Source organism: Paenibacillus sp. Mc5Re-14 (assembly GCF_001049835.1).
GTDB classification, from domain to species: Bacteria; Bacillota; Bacilli; order Paenibacillales; family Paenibacillaceae; genus Paenibacillus; species Paenibacillus polymyxa_C.
The window spans coordinates 118,842-141,396 of the sequence record NZ_CVPD01000003.1; the positions used below are offsets into that span (position 1 = coordinate 118,842).

21 protein-coding genes are annotated in these 22,555 nt (G+C 38.6%); all 21 read right to left on the bottom strand.

Features of this window, described 5'->3' with window-relative positions; all coding sequences use genetic code 11:
- Positions 1-3 precede the first annotated feature (3 nt).
- Complete coding sequence (locus BN1546_RS26830; protein WP_090739445.1) at positions 4-264, bottom strand: hypothetical protein; 261 nt, start codon at positions 262-264, stop codon at positions 4-6.
- Positions 265-279: 15 nt separating this feature from the next.
- Entirely contained in the window at positions 280-519 is a 240-nt protein-coding gene (locus BN1546_RS26835) for a hypothetical protein (RefSeq protein ID WP_090739446.1), read from the bottom strand.
- A 15-nt stretch (positions 520-534) separates the two neighbouring features.
- Positions 535-798 (bottom strand): hypothetical protein, encoded by a 264-nt coding sequence (locus BN1546_RS26840; RefSeq protein WP_255305655.1) that lies wholly within the window; start codon positions 796-798, stop codon positions 535-537.
- A gap of 14 nt (positions 799-812) precedes the next feature.
- Positions 813-1,757, bottom strand: coding sequence for a peptidoglycan-binding protein (locus tag BN1546_RS26845; protein WP_090739447.1), 945 nt, complete (start codon positions 1,755-1,757; stop codon positions 813-815).
- A 53-nt stretch (positions 1,758-1,810) separates the two neighbouring features.
- On the bottom strand, positions 1,811-2,071 hold the full coding sequence (locus BN1546_RS26850) for a hypothetical protein (RefSeq protein ID WP_090739448.1): 261 nt from the start codon (positions 2,069-2,071) through the stop codon (positions 1,811-1,813).
- Between the two features lie 6 nt (positions 2,072-2,077).
- A complete protein-coding gene (locus BN1546_RS26855) occupies positions 2,078-2,422 on the bottom strand; it encodes a hypothetical protein (RefSeq protein WP_090739449.1) in 345 nt (114 codons plus the stop codon).
- Between the two features lie 150 nt (positions 2,423-2,572).
- Positions 2,573-2,935: a hypothetical protein gene (locus BN1546_RS26860; RefSeq protein ID WP_090739450.1), complete on the bottom strand. Its 363-nt coding sequence runs from the start codon at positions 2,933-2,935 to the stop codon at positions 2,573-2,575.
- Positions 2,936-3,079: 144 nt separating this feature from the next.
- Positions 3,080-3,427 carry a hypothetical protein gene (locus tag BN1546_RS26865; RefSeq protein WP_090739451.1) on the bottom strand — a complete coding sequence of 116 codons (348 nt, stop codon included), beginning with the start codon at positions 3,425-3,427 and terminating at the stop codon, positions 3,080-3,082.
- Between the two features lie 60 nt (positions 3,428-3,487).
- Positions 3,488-5,209 (bottom strand): DNRLRE domain-containing protein, encoded by a 1,722-nt coding sequence (locus tag BN1546_RS26870; RefSeq protein ID WP_090739487.1) that lies wholly within the window; start codon positions 5,207-5,209, stop codon positions 3,488-3,490.
- Between the two features lie 31 nt (positions 5,210-5,240).
- Complete coding sequence (locus BN1546_RS26875) at positions 5,241-7,310, bottom strand: discoidin domain-containing protein (RefSeq protein WP_255305662.1); 2,070 nt, start codon at positions 7,308-7,310, stop codon at positions 5,241-5,243.
- Between the two features lie 43 nt (positions 7,311-7,353).
- A complete protein-coding gene (locus tag BN1546_RS26880) occupies positions 7,354-8,550 on the bottom strand; it encodes a discoidin domain-containing protein (RefSeq protein WP_090739491.1) in 1,197 nt (398 codons plus the stop codon).
- A 4-nt stretch (positions 8,551-8,554) separates the two neighbouring features.
- Positions 8,555-9,736: a discoidin domain-containing protein gene (locus BN1546_RS26885; RefSeq protein ID WP_090739493.1), complete on the bottom strand. Its 1,182-nt coding sequence runs from the start codon at positions 9,734-9,736 to the stop codon at positions 8,555-8,557.
- Positions 9,737-9,787: 51 nt separating this feature from the next.
- Positions 9,788-12,319 carry a discoidin domain-containing protein gene (locus tag BN1546_RS26890; RefSeq protein WP_090739495.1) on the bottom strand — a complete coding sequence of 844 codons (2,532 nt, stop codon included), beginning with the start codon at positions 12,317-12,319 and terminating at the stop codon, positions 9,788-9,790.
- Positions 12,320-12,338: 19 nt separating this feature from the next.
- Positions 12,339-12,905 carry a hypothetical protein gene (locus BN1546_RS26895; protein WP_090739497.1) on the bottom strand — a complete coding sequence of 189 codons (567 nt, stop codon included), beginning with the start codon at positions 12,903-12,905 and terminating at the stop codon, positions 12,339-12,341.
- Positions 12,906-12,920: 15 nt separating this feature from the next.
- Entirely contained in the window at positions 12,921-13,601 is a 681-nt protein-coding gene (locus BN1546_RS26900) for a hypothetical protein (protein WP_255305656.1), read from the bottom strand.
- A 63-nt stretch (positions 13,602-13,664) separates the two neighbouring features.
- On the bottom strand, positions 13,665-14,378 hold the full coding sequence (locus tag BN1546_RS26905; RefSeq protein WP_090739499.1) for a hypothetical protein: 714 nt from the start codon (positions 14,376-14,378) through the stop codon (positions 13,665-13,667).
- 19 nt (positions 14,379-14,397) lie between these two features.
- A complete protein-coding gene (locus BN1546_RS26910; RefSeq protein ID WP_090739501.1) occupies positions 14,398-15,549 on the bottom strand; it encodes a hypothetical protein in 1,152 nt (383 codons plus the stop codon).
- A 17-nt stretch (positions 15,550-15,566) separates the two neighbouring features.
- Positions 15,567-16,013 carry a hypothetical protein gene (locus BN1546_RS26915; RefSeq protein WP_090739502.1) on the bottom strand — a complete coding sequence of 149 codons (447 nt, stop codon included), beginning with the start codon at positions 16,011-16,013 and terminating at the stop codon, positions 15,567-15,569.
- A 55-nt stretch (positions 16,014-16,068) separates the two neighbouring features.
- On the bottom strand, positions 16,069-20,838 hold the full coding sequence (locus tag BN1546_RS26920) for a phage tail spike protein (protein ID WP_090739504.1): 4,770 nt from the start codon (positions 20,836-20,838) through the stop codon (positions 16,069-16,071).
- Positions 20,839-20,856: 18 nt separating this feature from the next.
- The gene (locus BN1546_RS28370; RefSeq protein ID WP_255305657.1) at positions 20,857-21,495 is read right to left on the bottom strand and encodes a phage tail family protein; all 639 of its coding nucleotides are present in this window, start codon (positions 21,493-21,495) and stop codon (positions 20,857-20,859) included.
- A 56-nt stretch (positions 21,496-21,551) separates the two neighbouring features.
- The gene (locus BN1546_RS26930) at positions 21,552-22,553 is read right to left on the bottom strand and encodes a hypothetical protein (RefSeq protein WP_090739506.1); all 1,002 of its coding nucleotides are present in this window, start codon (positions 22,551-22,553) and stop codon (positions 21,552-21,554) included.
- Positions 22,554-22,555: the final 2 nt, after the last annotated feature.

Below are 22,555 nucleotides of genomic sequence, written 5' to 3' on the forward strand. Positions count from 1 at the left end.
GTTTTACTTAGTGCTTTCTTTCTTGCCAAGAAGGTCAGCGACGATTTCGATGGTGAAGCTTACGATTTCTGCGACAGTCTTGGAATCGACCTTATCTTTAATACTCTGAGGGAGTTTATTATACAACCCATAGACAATCTCGCCTTCTTTACTCTGTAGAGTCCCTACCAACGAACCGATCACAACGTCATACACCTTGTTTGGCTGTTTGATGTAGAGGATAACAATAATAGCGATAATCAATAAAGCAACAATATATTCCATCTTGAATCATCTCCTTTATTTCATTTGTACAAGAATCTTTTGTAGCAGTTGAACGTAGTCACGCAAATCAGGCTTGCTCATCGTTTGAACAACCGAGAAAGAAACCGATTCGTCAATGCTTTCCAGCTTGACGATATCGGCATCTCCTGCTTGGTTGGATTCAATGCTGATGACATTACGTTTATCTGCGTCAATAGGAATCTGAACCTCTTTGATCACTTCCGAAAAATCAGAATATCGAACTACAACTTCCATTGACGATCACCCACCTTAATTAATCTTCTTCAAAAGCAGGAACAGCTTGGACACAAGACCTCTATCTGTGAGCCATTCATCACCTTTGTCTTCGAGAATGTCAAGCTGTTCACCCTGCTCAATTCCCTTGCCATCAACGATAAGGTTGGTTGTAGCGATACCCAAAGAAATAGGTTTAGCTTTCACTTCTACCCCTACTTCCACTTCAACCTTCTCTACGACCTCTGATTCCTGAACTGCCTTAGCGCGTGGTTTTCTTGTCTGTACTTTCTCCTGCATTTAAAGCCCTCCTTTTAGTTCTGTGTTCTGCTAACGATTGCGAATGTCAGTGTAGCCAATTCACCAGCAGTAAGTGTTCCTTTATTAACCTTGTCAATCCACGTTTGCGGACTGTTGATTACAGGCTCACCATCAACGATCACTTTGTTATACTTCTTGACTCCTTCGATGATTGTGGTTTTCTGCCATTGTGCCAGCTCCATAGGTTCATCATCTCCCTTGTCTGTCTTAGTATCAATATTGCTTTCAGTCTTAGTCTTAGCAGCGTCCAATACAGCATTAAGCTTTTTCAGTGTTGTTTGACCAGCAATACCATCAGCGGTTAAAGCATATTTTTTCTGGAAACTTGCTACAGCATCATAAGTAGCTTTTCCAAAATCACCATCAGCAGCAAGACTATAACCAACAGCATTAAGCTTCTGTTGTAGAGCAACAACATTGTTATTATTGTCTCCCATTTGAATTACACCACTTGAACTGGCTGAGTTGCTTGTGCCACTTGTTGAAGGAACAGATGTAGGTGGCATTGCTCCTGCTCTCAACTGTGCTGTAGTAAGACCAAATGTGAGCTGGAAGTGAGGAATATCTTTAATTGACTTAAAATCTCCACCCCATTCAAGACCCAACGATTTACCAATTGCACCAACTCGTTTCCATCTGCTGTCTATAGTCCAATTGATGGTTTTACCATCAGAATTATATACTGCAAAATCAAACGCCAGTCCAAAGTTGTGGTAGCTTGTACCACCCTTTGCATTTGTCACGATCTTGCCAGATGTTGTTCTTCCTTGGGCATACAATGCATTTTGCTCTGCAATTGTTCTTAGCCCTTGTGTAACTAAAATCCAAATACCTTCGGAGTAAGCTTTTTCAATTAATTGAATGGCTTTAGCTTTCAGTGTGGGGTTAATTGCATTCAATTTTGTCTCACTCTTTTTGAGTAATGACTGCAAGTCCATACACCATTACCTCCTTTTATTATAGTACTTTCTTTAGCTCCCTTAAAAGTTAATTACGGAAGCTTTGTGCCTGTGTCGTCCATACTTGATGAATCATCGTATGTAACGACACTCTTCTTCGTTGTGAATGTCTCTGCAACTTTGATGCCTGTGAATGCTCCTAGCTCGTAGGCAAGTAACATCAGCATATTGTCTGAAATATCACCAAAATTTACAGCCTGATACAGAGCAACCACCAATGTAATGAAGAAAGCTAGAATCAATGCCGATATTTTAGTTTCATCCATCGACAGACCATCCTTAATCCATTTCATAGGTCATCACACCTCTCTGCCTTTGAACGCTTGCAGTTCAGTACGCAAATCGTCAACCTTCACTTGCAGACGCTTGTTCTCCAACGTCAAATCAAGATTGATTTTATGAAGCTGTGTAACTTCTTCGCTCAAAGTCCTGATTTCTTCCCTTGCTTCGTCAAGGTCATTCTTATACCCATTAAGAGTATCCATCAAGCCTTGCCTAAACGCTTTCTCATCCTCGGATAATGACATTCTATCGTTCAGCGTTATATCTTTCTTGTTAGTGTTTTTTGTTGCCAAAAACGTACCAACAGATGCAACAATCGCTGTCAGTGCAGGAACGACGATTTGCATAACCTCTGGTGTCATCGGGAATCACACCCCTTTACTAGAAAATTAGTTTATCACTCCCTCTCTCTATATAAAGTGATGAGGGGTTATTCTGTTTGATGTATTGACAACGATTCTGTACAAACAAAAATAAGAGGAATGCCACATTGGACATTCCTCTTATTTGCCTTACAGTTGTACTTCTGTAGTACCAGTGAAGCTATCCGATTTCGCTTTCAAAGCTGTGATAGCAGTTTGTACTCGTTCAGAGATTGTGTCTGCGAATGCATTTGCAACAACTTGCGCTTTATCGCCATATTGCGCTTGCGTGAATACACGAACAATCGGAAAGTCCGTTGGAAGATACTTGAAGGAATCACCAATGGTTGCTTCTGGTGTGGTACCACCAGTAACCTTTAGTTCACCGCCGATGTTGATCTGAATCTTGCCATAATCATTAAAGAGTTCAGTTTCAACTTCCTGAATGTCGGCAACTGCGATACTCACCTCGTAGTTATTGTTCGCCAACTTCTTCTCGATAACCAATTTCATATGCACTACCTCGCTTCATTGTCAATTTAGGGTTCAATATAGAAAGTGTTTACTGGAGTCTATATTCCCCTATTTTTAGACCCTAGTAATTTACTGCATTTTCTCTCCTATACTTCTCAATAAAATCCAGATTCCATTTAGAAATTAATCCTCGAAATGAGGAAGGAACGAACCTGTAATGCTCACTATCTTTTGATCACTTTTCGATTGGAAAACCATACAATTATATCTCTTGTTTTCACCTCGAACACCACCAACATAACATTTTATAGGCACTCCCGAACTTTCAAGCTGACGATTAAACTCATCTACAAGGTCAGCCCTTCGTACTACGCCATTAAAACCATAAGTACCAGCAGGAATACCTACGGTGTATGTTGTACCATCTGCCACTTCGAACGTTAGTAAATTCATTGATGCAGGAATGTCTATACTATTTGTGATATCTCCATCTCCCCAAACACGATTATATGCATCAACATATTGAGTCATATGAACATCTCCTTCAATAATAATGATAGCCCTATAGCTTTTCGCCATAGGGCTTGTTTGTTAAATGATGAAGTAGTAAGCCCCCATCAATCCTCCAACACTCAGGTATGATCCAAGGTCACTTGCATCTCTTGCTCTTATATAGGCAAACGTCTCTATATCATCTTCTCCACTAATTCTAGGATACAGGAATCCATGGAGATTTTTCTTACTGACAGTAAGTGTGCCATCGACTTGAACCATGTATTTAACATCCATTGTCGATATCAACTCTGTTACACTTCTGACAAACATTGTTCCAGTCATGTATTCACGTTCTTTTACATACAGCGTTGCGTCTTTCTGCTCTACATTATGAATATCAAAGAAACCAAGAAGCTCATCCCTTGATACTCCAATCGTACTTTCTACATAACTGTAGTTTGGAACCTCAATAATCGCTTCCAGAGGTGATTCATTAATACCAATGATTCGCATTGTACCAACAAGCTCTTCTCTTGAAACAGCAAATGTAGCTTCACGATCTTCATTCAGATCATAGCGAACCATTAGCGTTGCTTCGAGACTAATATTAGGGTCAACCGTAAGTCTCGCTGCGAAGTCTGGTTTACTGATGCCTAGTTTAGATTGTTTGTCTTCGTTTCTATATCCATATACAGTCAGCGTTGCTGGTCTACTATCTTCATCACGAATGGTGATTTTCATAGTAGCGTGTTGATCTGGCTTAGACGCAATCAAGTTAGCCTTCACATCATAAGGAACTGGATACTCGGCTCTGTGAACATAGAGTGAAGCAGTAAATTGATCGTCGTTAGTGTAAGTACTATCTACAGTCAACCTACCATTTATATCAACATCTCCTCCACCAATGATGAACATTGTAGAGTTTATATCAGCTCTACCAGGACTGTAGATTTTGTTGGAGATGTACTTTATATCTATGAAAGGCTTCATTCTACCTTCTCTTGTGTAGAAGCTTGTTGCATACTTATTGTTCGATGCGATAATTAAACCAAAGTTGTCCGTTTGTTCATTACGCCATCTCATTACCAATTCCTTGATATCAAACTCAACATACCTTTCGACAGTATTGATGGTGTAGGAGCTAGTAATCAATTCAATTGGGCTTGGTCTGTTTGCATGTGTGATACCATACTCATACCAGATTTTGTCTGGAAGGTACAACGAAAGGTCAACGTCTTCTATGAAGTCACCTACATAGTACAATCTTAGGTTTGCTTTCTCTAGGAGTTGCAAGTCTTGAAGATAATCTTTGATGTTCCCAAACTTAATGAATGATTCCATGTACTCTTCACCATCAGTAGTTGAGGTTGATCTACCAACCATCATACGTTGAGAATCACCATAGTTAATCGTCATTAGGTCTGGTCTACTACGAGTTGTTGAATCTTCTGTGCTAAACGCTTCTTTTAATACTCTTGGAGGTGGTAGGATTTCAAATATACCAAACATCCTATTGTTAGGTCTGATTTCTAAATAAGAATCAAGGTATGTTGATCCTATAACTTCTAGGAAACTTTCAAATTGATCGTCGTTTCCACGATACTTGATATCCATTGTCGCCCTTAAATCTGACTCTTTTTGAGTCCTAACTGAAAGGTGAGAGACAAGAGGATTTTCATCTTTAATCTTGACAATCATGGTTGAATCCATGTCTTTGTCGTCCACTTGATACAGCTTAAAAACACCCTCCATTCTGTTAGAGGGTGTCCTTATCATTAAGGTGCTGTTTACATCATCATAGAACCAAATGTCGTTCATCTATCTCACTTCCGATCTCATTGTATTGAGACTAAATAACTCTGTCTGCATTTACCCGAATATCAAACTTGCCAGATGGTTCTTCATCTGCCGTAATTGTAGTTGCAATCCGCACAGCAAATCCCACTGAATCCCCTGTCGAAAGCACATCTGGATAAAAGAGTTCAGGAAGTGGAATAAATGGCGTTTGTTCTTTTGACAACTCGACAGTTACACCATTAAGTGGGGTGCCATTACGCATTGGCTGTATAGCCGTAAGCGATACGTTTTCCACATCGTAACCAATGTTATTTACCAATAGAACCTTATAATCAACTGTTGTTTGTCCTGCAATGATCTGACCGAAGTCTAGGTTCTTCAACACTTCGCCAAATGCTGTGGTGTAGAAGCTGCCCGACTCATCTGTAAACACCAATCCAGAGTGAGTTCCGATAAAAGTCATCGTCCAAGCGTCTACAAGACCCCAATAATCCTGAAACTCTACTTTTACTGTATTGTTTACACCAAAGTTAATCATCCTATCATCGACAACGATGTTAATGTCGTATGGAGAAGCAAGTAACTCCGTAAAATGACCAGTCGCAGGATAGTATGGGTTTCCATTAAGAAGCACACGATACTTAACCTTACCTTTATCTGCATCATCAAGAACACCTTTTAACTTGTTCCCTGCAAATGTAAGGTTGATCGTCGCTGTAGTGTTAAGAAGGTAAAATGCCAAATCGCTAAACTTTACATCGTTGGCATTAGCCATTGCTGTGTACTTCATAAATTCGATCTGAGAATCTTCGTCAAGGTTTTCTCTTTCGTCAATATAGTACGCAACTCTTGTTTCATCATTGATCGTTCTTTCCCACATGCTTGTTTTGATTCTATTCACCTGATCAGCAGTCATACCTAAAGATGTAATTGAATCTTTGTCATTGGTATCTATTTGTCTCCATTTATCTGCTATATATCCAAGCCATGAATTGCCTCCATCAAAAGAGAACATGTATCTTGTTTTCCCTGTAGTAGACCCATTCTCCACTCTTTGAGCGACAAATGATTTAATATCACCAAGAAATTCAATGTCTTCTTGATTGATGAGCAATTGCTGGAATGGCAATGCATTGACTTCAACAAATCGAGTCACACCACCATTTGAAGGAAGTTCATTAGTCCAAGTGACAACTTGAAAATCACTCTTGATCTCGTCTAGCGGACTGTAGTTTGCTATAATTTCCACATTAGGGTTAGTTATGTTTTCTTCCGTGTAATAGAGAACATCAACCTTGTCGCCCAATTCCTCGTATACTGACATTGGCTCGATATCTGTTGTGATAACTGAGTCTTTTGTAGTAACGCTGTCAGTGTACTCAATGACTGAAATGCTATTGGTTCCCCACTCACCCTCCAGCGAATAAGGCAAAGAGTCAAGTAGTAATTTAAAGTAATCTAAGTATGGGTCATCCGTAAAAAAACAAAAATCAACATCTCCTTGAAGTTGATTCCACGCAGATTCAGGAATTATAGATAGATCATCCATTCCGTTGTCAATATACTCTTGATCTGTAGGCTCTGATCCAGTAATAACTACATCAACAAAAACATTCCCATCATATTTAATATATTTATTATTATTGTAAATCAAATGCTTCCTTTCGTATTCTGGTGCCAACATCTCAATCTCAAAAATATATAGGTAATAATACATGCCATTGTTTTGAGTGATATTCAACCTATAATAACTATAGAAATTATCATTAGTAAAACTGTACTCCCTTTTCTGCGTGGTTCCCCATGCACCACCTATCCAATTGGTTTGATCTATCTGAGTGTCTAATACAGCCCAATTTGCACCATCATATGAACCCTCAAAAGTCCAATTCCTTGGAGCGCTAGTTCCATCCTCACCGCCAGCTACTATAGTATACTTTTTTATATTCTGAGCTTTTGCAAAAGCGTATTGAATTACCCCTTTGTTAGCTCCTCTGCCAGTTCTCCAAACAGTATTTGTTTTTCCATCAAACGCTTTCCAAGCTTCTACCGAAGTATCTTCCGAAGAAGATGCACTCGCCATTCCTGATGGAGTAGAGCTACTTGTCATATTAGGAATCATATTCTTCAAGTACACGCAAACAACCCCTTCCCTAATTTAGCTATTAATCAACTTTAGATGCTCTTTTGATTGGCATGTTCATAGTATTGATTCTCTTCTTAAATACTCTCCCTGAGCCAACCGAATCAGTGCTGGAAACCATGTATACCTTTTTAGTAGAGAACTCTGCATTTAATGATAAAATCGTTCCTACTTTTAATCCGTATTTTTCAAAATCTTCGGCTGTTGGATTCTTTGCTCCAAGAGAAAATAGTGTGGAATATGTCTCATACATTTCTAATTCTCCGATGCCACAGTATCTATTACCAGCGGTAGTAGATTCGAAATATATTCTGTAATGTGTGTATGGGTCTATATTATCAATGATAAATGTTTTTCTTTGACCTATAGCCCATCCTGTAACACCTAATTTCCTGTCGAGAACGACCCAATTAACTCCATCATTACTGGCTTCAAATCTAAAGTTTTTTGGAGTGTATTCCAAATCTGATGGATGTGGGTAAATTATATATTTTCCAATTATCTTTGGATATTCAAAAACATATCCAACCCACTGATTTGAAGTTTGGTTTGTAGCGCCCAACCACCCTGTAGATGCTGAATAGTCAAATGCTGCCCAACCGTAGTGAGGATACCCTTGATAGGCGTTGTAAATAACTTTTCCGCTAGGAGTTGTGTCACTTGTCATTTTCGGAACAACATTGAGATTAGGGTCTGAAAATGTAGCAGTAAAAATCTCTCCATTTTCATTCTTAATAAGAAATTTTCTGTCAGGAATATATTCAAACAACTGAAATTCGCTAATCGACAAATATTGTGAGTCTCCACTATTAGCAGTTATGTTCAACCTGAATGTTTTATAAGGCTTAGGTGTTGTTATTATAAATTCTTTCCCCACACTATTAGCCCAACCAGTAACATTAACTTGCGTGTCAAGAGTGTCCCATGTTGCCCCACCATCATTAGATGCTTGGAGTGTCCATGATTTAGGCGCTCTTACAAGGAAAGTGGCTTGAGGATAAATCACATACTTACCTACCGTAACTTCTTTTGCAAATGAGTATTCAATCCATCCAGTTGTTACTCCATTCGTTACCCACGATGAAGACATTGTAATTGAGCCATCGAAAGCAAGATGAATACCTGATGTGCTGTGATAGCTACTAACACTTGCCAAACCACTAGGAGCGGTTGCGCTAGTCATATTTGGTATAAGACTTTTAGTTCCATAAGTAGCCATACTTTCACTCTCCTAATATAATTTTACTTGCTTTATATTTCTCCAAATCGACTCGATGAGAGAAGGTTTTCCCTTTCCCAAGACTGGATGATGTTTTGACAACATCTCTGATTCTCATAATCGGAACATCTGGTTCGACTACATACATGCCATACTTAGTGAAGTCATCTTTGTCATAAGAGTCCAATACGATAAGATCGGGAGAACTTCTTTCGTAAAATGTCAATTCTCCAATTGTCAAATATGTTGCTCCACCAACCATAGTTGTTTCAGTAACATTAATTCTGTAATATAAAAATGAATTGAACTTAACTTTTAAGTTGTATTCTCTTTTCTCGTATGGATTCCAAGTTGATTCATATTTTCTTTCATCCAGAACTTTCCAATTTATACCATCGTTACTTCCTTCAAACGTCCAAGCTTTTATATCACCTCTATATGTTGCATTTCTTGAGGTGACTGCATATTTTTCAATGATTTTTGGCTGGTTAAACTTAAATTGCAACCAACCTGTTAAGACATTGTTTGCTGTTACCCAACAGTCATTTATATCTGTGGTCGTTCGATTGAAAGCCTTCCATGCTGGAAAATCGGCACTAAATTGTGAACTTGCACTTGCTACACCAGATGGTGTAGTGTTACTTGTCATTGCTAAATCCACATTACTGATCCTAGAAGGTGTTATAGATTTGACTATTCCATTATCGTCTTGCAGAAGGAAATTCCCATCTCTAACCCTCTCTACGTACCATTCATCCATAACAACATAATTCGATTTTGGTCTAATTCTATATCTTCCAGCTTCCAGCACTCCCGTAAGGTCATACCATGTTCCATTGTTATATGTGCTTCTTTCAGAAACAGTAGCCCATCCAGTATCACCAAATTTTTCAATAAGAATATTCTTAGGAGTGCCACCGCCACCATCACTATATGCCTTACTTCCAATGCACCAAATCTTAATGTCCTCATAACAATCAAAATCAATATAATTTTGACCAACTCCTCCTATCATAAGAAGCAGAGTTCCATATACAGATGTGGTCGTGGTCGCTCCATCGAATAGAGCGCTTATGTCGTTATAAACATCCATGGCTCCATTGTGTGAACGTGCGAATGAACCATTTAAATTGATTGATGTTTCGCCTTTAATACCTGCTACACTTGGTTTTGCGTTTCCAGCCATACATCTTCACTCCATTCCTAAAAAAATAAAAAGAAGCAAGGCATTTTAGCCTTACTTCTTGATATTGATACTTTTAATGTCGATTAACTTTGTTAAGTCTACATTTGACTTGAACAGCATTCCCTTACCATAAGTTATGCCATCTACCATAGGCTGTACGAACGTTACGTATCCTCTATCAAGCGCAGATAAATTGTCCATACCTTCATTCATAAAAGTGTCTTCTGATGGTAAAGTTGTCGATATGGTAGTCCACTTTGATGGCACCTCACTAACAACACTAATCCTAATAAGATTTAATTCGCCAACAGTTGTGTAGTTTAAGCCATTGTTTGATGTTATGTTCAATCTGTAATATATATAAGAATAGTCTTTGTCCAACTTAAACAACCTTGTTTCCTTCTGAGTCCATCCTGTTGGATCGGTAGCAGTATGAATAACAGTCCAATTTGTCCCATTGTCACTTCCTTCGAGAGTCCAATTTTTAGGAGCAGACCCTATGTCACTTTCATCTCTTGATGTTATTGAATAGGCGTTTATAATAGTGGCTCTATCAAACTTATATGATAAAAATCCACTTGGGCTTCCTGCACCTGATGCCCAACAATCTTCTGCTCCTACTGCTTGACCATTAAACGCTCTCCACGCTTCATAGGCGCTACTATAAATGCTACTTGCACTTGCTACACCAGATGGTGTAGTGTTACTTGTCATTTTGGGGGTCGTTATAATGTTGGCTATACTTGCAGGATTACCTTTTTCGTATTTTTTATATTCGCCATCAATGAAGATAAACGACTTGTTTTTAATTGGAGACTCAATAATTAATACTGGACGATATCCAGAAAATGCATCCGAATATGTTATAGCCTTATCTTCGTAAAAACCACTTACAGTAGGCGAACCTCTTCGAACCCTGTTTCCAGAATTAGTAATCGGAATAGAAGAAGTCCATGATGCAACTGTACCCCAATTCCAAACATTCTGATCGCCTTTAGCAATAGTGTCATTTAATGTTGATCCAACAATAATTTCATCCCATTCATTATTTTTATCAACGGATGAAACGCCACCACTCAATAACCTTAAAGCTTTTACCGATGCTCTATATTTATAAGCACTCCAATTGAACTCTCCACCGTAAACGCCAATGCTGATAGGTTTACCACTTCTTCTATCCTGCCCCTTATCTGCCCATCCATCACTTGTAATGTTAAATTCTTGGTCGAACAAAGTTCCAACAATATTGGTCGCAAGTGGGATTTCCATAGTGGATGATATCTTTGGCTCAGAAAAAGCACAATTAAAGTGTCTAGTTCTAGCAATCCCTCCATTCGCTTCCAATCCATATCTTCCAGCGTTTGACGAACAGTTGATAAATGAAACTTGTGGGTTACTAACTCCACTGTTTGACCAGCAAAATACAACATCTGATGGGAATGCTTTATTTTCACTTTTCGAAAATACAACATTTCTAAAGTCCATAAAAAAATTACCACTACCATAGCTACTGTTGTACCAAAAAAATCTTGTATCACCACCATAAGTATTAGATGGTCTAATGATAAGATTTTGGAAAAACGCCGATGTTCCTAATGGTTGATCATAACTTTGAGCGCCAGAAGCAAGTTCAATTATTGTATTTTTACTTTCTCCAACATAAGTTAAACCTTTCAACGTAACCAAACCATGAAGCGTTGGTGTCGCATAAACGCCACTCGACAATTTGACAACACCATAATGCGAAGAAAGATCAATTGCTTTCGCGATTGTTTTAACAGGTTTTTCTTTTGATCCATTATTGGTGTCTACACCGCTTGTCGAATCAACATATATGATACTAACAGGCAGACCATCTACTGCTCCCTTAGCATTTATAGTACTAAATGCGATGTAATTCTGTATATTACGGTCTGCAATGAGAACGCAATTCTCCCCTTCGTAACCTTTGAGAATAAAGTAAAAGTCTCCATTTGGAATTTGTGCGCTTGTCGCAGGAATAAAATCAGATGTTTCTTCCCCTAAGTTCGAAAACGAACCCATCATTCCTGTGCTTGAAGTATAATGGCATCTGATTCGCTTCCCAACAGAGATATCAGCCAAATCAGTAACTTCATCTGGATGAAACAATCGACCATTCGAATCAATGTCAATGAAGTCAAGAGCAAATGAACTTGCGCTAACTCCAAACACGCTCTTATCAACAACTTTCAAAGTTACAGTATGTTCTCCATCAGGAAAGTCCGTTTTAACAAAACCGACTGTGCTTCCCATGTTACTCGATTTCATTCCAGTCTGAAAGTTTCCATAATTAATGCCATCAACCTCAATGTTGAATCCTGAATGCTCACCAGTATTCCAATATAAAACTCCTACGATCAACTTTTTCCCTGTGAACTTAAACCTCACCCCATTGTTTGGGTTAGAAGCGTAGTCAGGATAAGAAAGAGTACTGCTATATGTGCCGCTACTTGAATATGCTTGTCTCATCGGTGTCCCATCAAATACGATTGAAGGGCTTCTTTCGTCATATCTCTTCCATCCTGCTTCGGGTGTAGTTAGTTGTTGTCCAATCGTCGCCATTTATATTCCTCCTTAAATATCATCCTCTTTTTACTTTCAAGGAATCAATTTTCTTAAACTTCGATCTCTCAATAACCTGAGTGCGAAGAATCCCATTATCATTAACTTTTTCCATTTTGTGGCTATATACTTTCTTTAGTGACAGCGCCCCACCAGCAGTGTTTAAATATTCATTGTTGTACTTTCCAACTTCGTCAAATTGATCGACATAGAAATTAGAAAGGACTTTTTCTGAAAAGATTTCGATTTTGATCTTAGCCCATCTGTCAGGAGAATTGTTGATTGTTCCTGTCGAATCAACCTCCATATAGTCACTCCACACAAATCCATCTGATGATGTTTTCACATATGTCTTATATGTTGCTCCACCAACTGTGTACACAGTTCTTGCAACATTCTTAAATGATGCAACCTTGTCGTTAATCGCTATTGGTTCAGATTCCCAATAGCCACTATCCACATAGATAATATTCCCATCCCCATCGACTCCTCTTTCAGCGAGTTGGAGACGATCATTCTTATAGACAGTATTATTGTAAGTGCCAACATTTAATTCGATAACTATGCCAATCTCTTGAACAGCCATTTATATCACCTCACATTAACGAATAGTCCAGTTAAGATTGCCTGACATGTCAGCCTTCAATGGAGCATGAATCTCGTCTACAATAGTTCCATTGCGTCTGATAATCAGTTTTCCATCTAAGTCTTTGTCTGCCGAAATCTTGATTTGAAAAAATGGAGAATCGTATGTTGGAATGCTCAATACATTTTGAAAATTAATATTAACATCCAATAACTCCATTTTCTTTTTATATCCAATGTTAAATTGAAGTATTGAGTTAGTGAATGCACCTTCTCCACGCATGAAAGGAGCGGCATCTGATACTGCATCCTTATAAGTAATCAAGTCGTTGTACACTAAAGCTCTGCCTGTGAGTGGATACTCAACCCCTTCGGCTTCATATGAAACTGTAATTCTATGATTATTGATTGTGAATACGCCATTACCTACATCAAAAAATGCTTGCGAACTCTCTCCTAAAAGACCGAATCTAACAACCTTCTTCTTGTCTACTGCATAAAAACTATTTGGTTTTCCTGTGTCGAAGCTGTATTCTGCAAGATTTGTTCCATCATAATATTCAGCCACCCAAACGTAACTCTGATCTTTTACTGGCGATTGTGTCATTTGTCGATTCCCCAAAATAAACATATCCTTTAGCCCCCATCCATTGTATTGGAATAAATTGTTGATAAAAAAATAAAGGGTGAAGAACATAAGTCCTCCACCCTTTAAAGTGATAACTAACCGTTATTTTATTACAGTACTTTCTTCTGCTCTTTATACATAACGATAAGAAGCACGAACTTTAAAATCTTGTCTACCAGCGTCAGCATTTAATGGAACAACAGCTTGTAAGGTAACAGTAGCAAAGTTGCCAGCGGCATTTGTAGGACTACCATCATTCTGCACACCCAAGATTTCTTTAGCATTTGGTTTATGCTCGATCTTAACAGTATCCCACACGATTGAGCCATCAGTTACAGCAGTTCCCTCAGTTGTAGACCATGTTGGGGCAGTACCACCCGAAGTTCCTGCTGTTGTAACAACATATATAAATCCATTTGCTACTGCTGGTTTAACAGCATCACCAACTGTATAAGCTGTACTTGCTACCCAAGTGGTTGCTGTCAAACTCTTGCGGTGTTTAGTTGTTCCAGTTGTGCCAAGTGCTTTAGAGTAGTTCGCACCAATCTTAGACGAATTTTGCGACAGGTCAGTTTCAGCCAAGGTGTCGATCTGAGCATGGAACCAGTCATCACGAACTGCTTGTACAATCTTACCAACTGTATTACCAAGACCACCATCCATATCGCGTGTAGTGATCGTGCAGTCTTCCATTTTCGAAACGTCAGCTATACCACCTTTGTTGTTCCAGATATTAAAGGTAAATACGTTGCTCTCATCTCCTGCGTCAATGACACCAAAGTCAAAAGGAGTAGGAACTTGTGCGGTATGTGTAGAGTCGTACCAGTAGATAATTGGCTTTGCCATATTATATCAATCCTCTCAATTATATTGTTGTTGCTATGATAATCTCCAACGTGACATTCTGTATGCCTACGCCCTGTTGAATTACATTGATCCTAAACAGATCGCCTTCATTAACCACGCTATCAAATACCGAAGCTGTTCCATCATCAAAAAATGATCCTGCCTTGAAGAATAGATTGGTTAGCATGATATTATTCCAATCAACCATATCTCTTGATTTCTCAATTGCTATTTCGGTATCGCTATCTCCCTTAATTCCGCAAAGAGCCTTGATGCCAATAATATTCCCATCAAATGGAAATCTAGCAACGATTGTTTGAACGCCTTGCAGTGGATAAGATGGAACAACAAAAACTAATGCTCTTTTGGAATAAGTTTCTTCATCAATTATCCTGAGTCTCTTATAGTCCTCTTTGGACAGCAAGCCATCAATCGTTTCATCAGCTAGTGGAATACCACCACCAAATAGATCAATAGGAACCCAATCAATCCCATCCCAACGATAGCGAATACCTGTATCGTAGACCTGAACAGTCCAACCAACATCAGGGTTTGGGTACTCAACAGCAATATCATCGTACTTATTGACATATGGCAAAAACACCAGTCGTGTCGTCTGATACGCATCCAGAGCCTTGTCTGTTGCCACAATCGCTCTCTCTGTAGCATCTTTGGCATCATTTGTTGTTCTTTCGGAATCGACTATCGTTTCGAGAATTAATTCTCTCATCTTCTCGTAGTCTTTAATTCTCTTCTCAGCATCATATATGCTTGTCTTAGCTCTCTCGATAATCACATCGAGTGATTCGACAACATCATTAAGCTCATCTTGATGATAGATTCTACTTGATGGATATTGGATAAACCCCTTGCCTTTATAAACAATGTTGATCTTCTTCGACTCCATTGTTTCATGAAACTGAATCACACCAGTTGAGTAATTAACACTAAACTGGTACGGAAGAATAGATTTCTTTGGCGTTCCATCATAGTTAATCTCAATCATTCCAGCAATCTTGACCCTTGTAAATCTGTCTGGAATCTCAGCAAGTACAACTTTATGGTTCAGAATCTTCAAGTATTCTGCCCGATCTATATAAGGGTCTTCTGCCGTTCCATTTCTCCAAATAATATGCAAGGGGTCTAAATAGGAATAATCTGAGTATGGCATATTTTCACCTCCCCATTTTAGTTTACAAATACAGTTGTGCTTCCCCCATTGATTTTAGATGTACTCCCAACGGTAGTTTTAACATCTGCACCATCAAAGGCTACTGCTTTACCTCCAATGAATACAGTTGAAGATCCAATAGAAACCGTTCCTGATCCTGATCCTGATTTTCCGGGGCTTGCGCTAGGTGAACTAGCCCCATGTCCGTGTGTTGGCATACTTCCAGCAACCCAATGCTCATCTGTTTGATCGCCTTTAACAACAACAGCCTTCCCACCAACAAAAACCTTAGTGTTAGATGCCTTCACCGTTCCATTTACAATTGCTTCTGTAGTGCCACTACCACTACTATCTCTATCCCAATCTCCATCACTGTCTTTTGTCTCGTAAGTCCATGTATAACTTACATATCCACTCTTAGCGGACTCTGTAATAGGCAAACTATCATAAGCCACTCCTGCCATCGCAATTCCCTCCCATAAAAAATGTGTCGGAAGAAAGACTCCCGACACATCCCTATTAATTCAAATCAATTCTAGTACCTACAAGTTTGATTCCTGTTTGGGAAACTTCAATATAGTTACTAGCATTCGCTTCAAATCTAATAACATGACCATTGGTAACCATCTTTATTCCTGCACCATCAGATTGAAAGATCATACCGTTTGCGCCTGTTCCATAGTCATTGGTCATCCAGAATCGTCTATAATATCCACCAGAAGCCTTGTAGTCCAACTTGAACGCATCTTGATCTTTTCGGATATATCCAATCTCATTTCCTGCTCCATCTCCAATACCCAACTTGATCGTTGCGAATCCATCATGTCCTTCACCCTCAATGATAAATGCCAACTTTTCAAGGTCATCTGTAGCTCCTGTACCAGTGTAAAACTTAAAGAAGTTTTCCTTAATATGAATGTAGTCTTGTGGTTGATTACCATTCATAGTTCTAACTTCGTTTACGGTCAGCTTAGAGATGTAAGAACCATCAGGTAATTGAAGTGGATCAACATCATCTTGAGAAACAATAATCCGTTTCGCTCTCAACGTTCCATCATTGTGAATCCAAAATCTCGGATCACCATTAACATCAATAGCAATGCCCTCGTTTGCATTCAGCCTGATTTGTTCGCCATGTTGACCGTTGATCGTAATACCATCCTTCCAATCAAGGATAATGGCATCACCAAGCTTACCATCAAGAATCCGTAGTCTTCTTGTACTCAACTCATCAGCAAACAGATTTCCTTCAAGATCAACATAGAACCTCAATTCCCAATTTGGGGAACCAGCAGAACCAACGTTTTTTTCGATTTTGATGCCATCGGTTGCATTCAAGGTGGTTCGATTCATCATGTTACCTCTTGTTACCACAATCCCATTTTCAGCATCAATAACAGTATTGTTATAATTTCTGCCCAACTGCAAAGAAGACTTCTCAAGGAAGTCTGCAAGTTTCGCTCTAGCGCTCTCATACGATTTATAGAAGTTCTCCCACTGTAAATGAAACAAGTATCGCGTAGATTTAAGGTCAGCTACAATATGAGTTGTAGCGTTCATATTAGCAAACACAGGAGCCATATAAGTCGTCAACGCATTATAGGATGAAGTTAGGTCATCCCCTGCGGATTGGAGCTGGTTTTTCGCATCGTCCAGACCATAGTAGGAAGAATCCCTATCATTATAAATAGTGGTTACATAGTCGTTAATTTGCTCTTTTAGGGTCAGGTATTGTTTTGTAATACTCTTATAGTTATTAGCTAAAGTTATCTTTTCTGTGGATACGATAACATCATCAATAATAATGGAATCCAAAACAGAAAAATCGAAGTTGAGTGCATCGGCATCAAGTAGCACCCCACCAAGTTTAGTTTCAATACGCAAGCGTTTAGCTACCAAATCTTCCGCAATGAGTGTTCCATCCTCATATGTCGAATTTCCAATTGAAGCATAAACTTTGTTTGTCCATCTGTTGTTTTCCCACTTTTGCAATGCCAAACCATTAGTAGCATTTAAAACGGATCGGTACTTTCCATCGCTCCTTAAAGCGATAAATCCATATTCGCCAATAACAACGTTGTTGTAGTACTGACCCATGTTCAGACCTGAATAGAATTGAGCATCCTCAATCTTATTGCGAAGGTTTTTCTCTTCGTCATAATATGTTTTGAATTTCAAAATGAACTCTGCGCGATCTGGAATCTCGCTTGTTTGCTCTGTTTTAGGAGAGTTAACGTTAATGTTCAGAGGTGATTGTGTTACAATGTCAATGTACTGAGACATGTAATTCAGCAAATCGAAATATGCGTTAGTGAGTGGGGTTGTAGAGTAAAGATCAATTGTACTGGACACTTTGGAGAAGAACTGTGCTTCCATATCGAAAATATCGTCACGCTGAGAACGAACATATTCATCGGCTTGTTCGATCATTCTATGGTAACCAGCTTCAATCTTATACAACTCAGTGATGACTTGCATCTTTTCCAGAGTAGTCAGCTTGTTGTCCATTACAATATCTTTGAAGTCGCCAATATCCAAGTATTGGTTTTCTGCATCAAGAATCGTTTTTCCAATATCATTAACGATTTTGATATTCTCAGCAACCAGATCATGAGTATAGAGTGTTCCATCGCTTGGGTCAGCCCACATGATCTTCTCCCATCCATCAGGATGCTTGTTCAGATCAGTCGTTGCTCTGTCGATTACGAACCCCTCTCTGTCATCCACTTTTACCCTTGTAATGTCGTTGAATGACCAAAGTCCGAATACATCAGGATTCTCATTGACTAAACCAAGTTTCATTACAAGTCTTCCATTGCGATCAAAGATTTCCCCCTTTGAACCTTGGAATTTCAGAACACCATCTTCATCTTCAAGTGCTAGATTTACACCCATAAAGATTTTTCCGTAAATACGTTCGCCTACGATACCATTAGCGGTGATCGCATGTTTCCATGTGTTTCCACCATCATTAGTAATAGCGATCATAGAGTTGAGCCCTACCAGATAATTAGCAGGGTCGTTCGGGTCACGGATTATAAGTCCTCTATCAGAAATCTCAATAACTTGGTCTTTAGCACCTTTGATAGCTTGCTTGTTTGCATCCCAAATATTATTGATAATCTCATTGATTGAACCTTTGTTCTCCAACGATAAATCCCATTTCCAAGAGTCGATAGAGACAGTGGTCGAAGTACTATAAGACTTATATAACATGTCAAGAAACTTGTCTTTGTTTGCAGAATCCTTAACGTTGCTAATCGTGATACTAATTTCTTCATCGTCGAATGTATATTCAATTTCAATGATCTTAGCTTTAAATACCACTTGAAGTCTTTCTTGTTCAATCCCAATTGTGTCACCTAAACCAAGCTTGTCCCAATTCCGCTGCTCTGTAATCATTGAAAGAAAGTTTACAATATCAATTTTCAATGTAATCTTCTGTTCTTTTGCTTCATTGAATGCTTTAATACCCTCTTTTAACAGGTCGTCAGCGTTATCAATGTTCGTGTCTTGCCATTCCTTCTCAATGATGTATTGATTTCTTTCATTTAGAAGTTCAGGGGTGAAATTATTCTTCGCATCCAAAAGGACTTTGAGTTTATTGATATCATTAAGAACCTGCTGATAGTAATCTTCCTGAATGGTTATCTCAGCTTCTTTCATGCTAATCTCTGCTTCCTTAGCTTTGATCTCAATCAGCTTTGCATTAAGCTCTGCAAGCAATGATTGTAAATCACTTTCCAGCAGCGTCTTATCTTGATATGTGTTATCCAAATGGTCGATATCATCGTTCATTATCGAGATTCGAGTATTCAGTACATCGCGCTCATCAAGCAAGATTTTATACTGAGTGTTTAACGTAGTCAGTTCGGTGTTCTTGGTATTAAGAATCGAATAGAATGTGCCACGTTTAGCTACCAAATTTGTGAATGCATCTTTGTTAGCTTGAAGCAGGGCATCATACTCGATGATCATGTGGCAAAGCTCATCGGTCATATAGTCGCTATGACTTATAATTTCATGCTCCTTAATCTCTACTTCGATACTGCTTGCAGTAAATGATTGATTTTGACCTATAAACCCAAATGTACCAGATGTATGTGTACTATCTTTGGCACTAAAGATGAGTCTATTATCAATCCATACTTTAATAGTGTCGTTATAAGTTTCCACAGCCATCTTGTAGCTTACATTCTGACTCCAACCATCTACTGAATTAGCTTGAGCAAGCAACGTAGAAACACCATTCTCTACTTTATAGATGCGAACATGATTACTTCCCCATCCCATACCACCATTAACTTTGCCAGAGTCCCAACCAACATAATAATAATTATTGGAATCTTGGTAACGAACTACAATTCCCATCATATCGTCATCACTAGACGCTCTAAGAGTAGCGGAAACCTTGTAGTTGACGTTTTGACTGTAATCAGGAATGATAGCAATTCCACTACTTATAGTTCTATCTGAAATCACATTTTTAAAGTATTTACGATTCTCTTGATATGGGTAAACGAAGTAATTGAAATCTTCAATGTACGTTGTTCCTGTAGGATTTATTTCACGAATCGAAATATCTTCCTTACCATACATCTTCATTCTGGTAATTATTTCCTCTGCATTTTCTTCTTGATTTAAACTTTCGAGATACTTACCATACTTGATTCTGAACCCCTTATCCTGACCCACTAGATCGGGTCTGAGGAAGCTCACGGTGCGATTAAGTGTGTTCCATGCCACCAGAGCGTTGAATGTCTTAGCGACCTCAAAGACAAGCTCTAGTACGGTGTTGGATGACACTTCAAGCCCTCTGTATTTCAGATCGAACTCTCCATCTACATAGCCAACTCTCCAGATTGTATCAACTAACAGATCATTCAGTAATCCTGTTGCATTCTTAGATACGGCAGTATAATCACGAATCAACTTGTCGTTCATTTCGTATCCCAAAGACATGGCTTGAATCTCGATAGTTTCTCCATCTTCTTGCCCTTCTTTAGTCAAATTAGTAACGATAAAGTATTCTTCATAGGAGCCTAATACAAGTTTGACAAGATATCGCCCTTTCATCATATCTGCATTAGGGTTTCTCTCTACTATATGATGCTTATCAATAAACACTGGCAACACGAAGTTCAGTTCATTCAACGCTCCAAGTTTTTGGCTAAAGGTTATACTATATGCTTCACCCATTTTAGATATTGTCTGTTTATTTGGTTTGCACAGAAACAATTGTGGCGTAACTGGCTTTTTCTTAAAATCAATATCGCCAAGTCTCAACATCAAGAAAGCACCTCCATTTTATCCTTGTAAAGTCTTAAATTCATGTCGTATCGTCAATTCAAAATCTCCCTCACCAGTGAGAAGATTGTCTCCTACTTCTAATTCAAGGAAGACATTATTATGGTTGTCGTAGCGATACGTTAATGGTAGATTCGAAATAATATCTTCATTTTCGCAATCAACATATACTTCTTCATTGTTATTTAAATTAGTAAAAATCAACTCTTGACCATTTGATTCGTTTATAAGCTTGATGTTCCCACTACCATTCCTTTTGGTAATCCACAACTCAGGCTTACATGCCATATCCCCTGTGTTCACAAGAAGATAAGAACCTGTAAGATAAAAAGAAAAACTCTTAAACTCAGGACTAACAATACCGTTATTGACCATCTCTACTTTGTATTGAAATTTTGCAAATTCCATGTCGTAATACTCATCCCTGAATAAGATGGGATGGGCAACTTCATTAACCTTGACCCATTCTTCCCAATTGTAGGAGTCATACGAAATTCTAATATAGATATCAACTGTACCTTCGTTCACACTATAGTCATATATTAGGTGTTCAATGTATGTTTCAAAGTTCGAACTAATATCGAACTCATCAGAAATGTAAACACCTTTCTGAATGTAAAGATCAATCCACTTTGTCATACCTCAACCTCCCAACATAATAAATAAAAGGCTACCATCTCTGGTAGCCCCATCATTTAACCGATCACTATTACCCTATATTGTCCTGTGGCTGGCGCAGCAGAAAACTCAACAATAACGCTGTTTACGTCAGGTGCCTTCACAGTTGATGGAACAAAATTGGCTTGCGCTCCTGTTTCCCTTACAACAACTACAACGTCTTGTGTTCCAAAGTTATGATTGATAGTGAAAGATTTCTTTACACCATCACCAATCGTTTCAGAGTATTTGCCAGCAGCACCTAAATTAATTCTTGCGTCTTTAGGGTTGCTTGCGCCTGTGCCACCATGATCTACAGCAATATCCTTTGCTTTCCATTCACCTGTAGAGATTGTACCTACTGTACTAATAGTGTTCGCTCCTGCATAGCCGCCAACTGTACCGAAAGGAATAAACTCGCAGCTAATACCTTTCTCTTCCCAAATGACTGTTTTGTAAGCATACCATTGACAGCTACCATCGGTATTAGTTGTTCCTGCTGTATTTTTCCATGAAGGCTCTGTTGCTCCAGATGTACCAGCAACAATACACTTATAATAGTAGCTTTTGTCACCAACTGTAGAGATAACGATATCATCCAAAGAGTAGTTGTAGGATGCTTGCCAGATCGTGTATTCATAGAGATCATAAATACTTCCTCCACTGGATATAGGAAATGATGGTTCAATAACTGCACTTGTGCCACTAACGATACATTCATAATAATGACCATTGTTAGCGTTAGCTATCACTTTATCTCCTACAGAGTAAGTTGTTTGCTTTTTCCACTTTGGAGCAAATACACCCGTTCGTATATTTGTCCATCCAGCAAATCCACCAATGCTAGGGATTCGATTCCAGTACTTCTTTCCTGAATCATATACTAAGCCGCTAACCAGATGGGTTTCAACGTTCGAAATAATCTCATCGTAATTATCGTCCAGAATATCAAAATTGTCCGACAATGAAATAATTGTCTGTTGAATATCATCATCAACCGAAGGTTGAACTAAATTAAGTCTTTTCGTATTAGTAGCCATTT

What these genes read in the sequence shown, in the direction of transcription:
- BN1546_RS26830 (WP_090739445.1), bottom strand. Translation starts at nt 264, where the DNA reads ATGGAATATATTGTTGCTTTATTGATTATCGCTATTATTGTTATCCTC.
- BN1546_RS26835 (WP_090739446.1), bottom strand. Translation starts at nt 519, where the DNA reads ATGGAAGTTGTAGTTCGATATTCTGATTTTTCGGAAGTGATCAAAGAG.
- BN1546_RS26840 (WP_255305655.1), bottom strand. Translation starts at nt 798, where the DNA reads ATGCAGGAGAAAGTACAGACAAGAAAACCACGCGCTAAGGCAGTTCAG.
- BN1546_RS26845 (WP_090739447.1), bottom strand. Translation starts at nt 1,757, where the DNA reads ATGGACTTGCAGTCATTACTCAAAAAGAGTGAGACAAAATTGAATGCA.
- BN1546_RS26850 (WP_090739448.1), bottom strand. Translation starts at nt 2,071, where the DNA reads ATGAAATGGATTAAGGATGGTCTGTCGATGGATGAAACTAAAATATCG.
- BN1546_RS26855 (WP_090739449.1), bottom strand. Translation starts at nt 2,422, where the DNA reads ATGACACCAGAGGTTATGCAAATCGTCGTTCCTGCACTGACAGCGATT.
- BN1546_RS26860 (WP_090739450.1), bottom strand. Translation starts at nt 2,935, where the DNA reads ATGAAATTGGTTATCGAGAAGAAGTTGGCGAACAATAACTACGAGGTG.
- BN1546_RS26865 (WP_090739451.1), bottom strand. Translation starts at nt 3,427, where the DNA reads ATGACTCAATATGTTGATGCATATAATCGTGTTTGGGGAGATGGAGAT.
- BN1546_RS26870 (WP_090739487.1), bottom strand. Translation starts at nt 5,209, where the DNA reads ATGAACGACATTTGGTTCTATGATGATGTAAACAGCACCTTAATGATA.
- BN1546_RS26875 (WP_255305662.1), bottom strand. Translation starts at nt 7,310, where the DNA reads ATGATTCCTAATATGACAAGTAGCTCTACTCCATCAGGAATGGCGAGT.
- BN1546_RS26880 (WP_090739491.1), bottom strand. Translation starts at nt 8,550, where the DNA reads ATGGCTACTTATGGAACTAAAAGTCTTATACCAAATATGACTAGCGCA.
- BN1546_RS26885 (WP_090739493.1), bottom strand. Translation starts at nt 9,736, where the DNA reads ATGGCTGGAAACGCAAAACCAAGTGTAGCAGGTATTAAAGGCGAAACA.
- BN1546_RS26890 (WP_090739495.1), bottom strand. Translation starts at nt 12,319, where the DNA reads ATGGCGACGATTGGACAACAACTAACTACACCCGAAGCAGGATGGAAG.
- BN1546_RS26895 (WP_090739497.1), bottom strand. Translation starts at nt 12,905, where the DNA reads ATGGCTGTTCAAGAGATTGGCATAGTTATCGAATTAAATGTTGGCACT.
- BN1546_RS26900 (WP_255305656.1), bottom strand. Translation starts at nt 13,601, where the DNA reads ATGTTCTTCACCCTTTATTTTTTTATCAACAATTTATTCCAATACAAT.
- BN1546_RS26905 (WP_090739499.1), bottom strand. Translation starts at nt 14,378, where the DNA reads ATGGCAAAGCCAATTATCTACTGGTACGACTCTACACATACCGCACAA.
- BN1546_RS26910 (WP_090739501.1), bottom strand. Translation starts at nt 15,549, where the DNA reads ATGCCATACTCAGATTATTCCTATTTAGACCCCTTGCATATTATTTGG.
- BN1546_RS26915 (WP_090739502.1), bottom strand. Translation starts at nt 16,013, where the DNA reads ATGGCAGGAGTGGCTTATGATAGTTTGCCTATTACAGAGTCCGCTAAG.
- BN1546_RS26920 (WP_090739504.1), bottom strand. Translation starts at nt 20,838, where the DNA reads ATGTTGAGACTTGGCGATATTGATTTTAAGAAAAAGCCAGTTACGCCA.
- BN1546_RS28370 (WP_255305657.1), bottom strand. Translation starts at nt 21,495, where the DNA reads ATGACAAAGTGGATTGATCTTTACATTCAGAAAGGTGTTTACATTTCT.
- BN1546_RS26930 (WP_090739506.1), bottom strand. Translation starts at nt 22,553, where the DNA reads ATGGCTACTAATACGAAAAGACTTAATTTAGTTCAACCTTCGGTTGAT.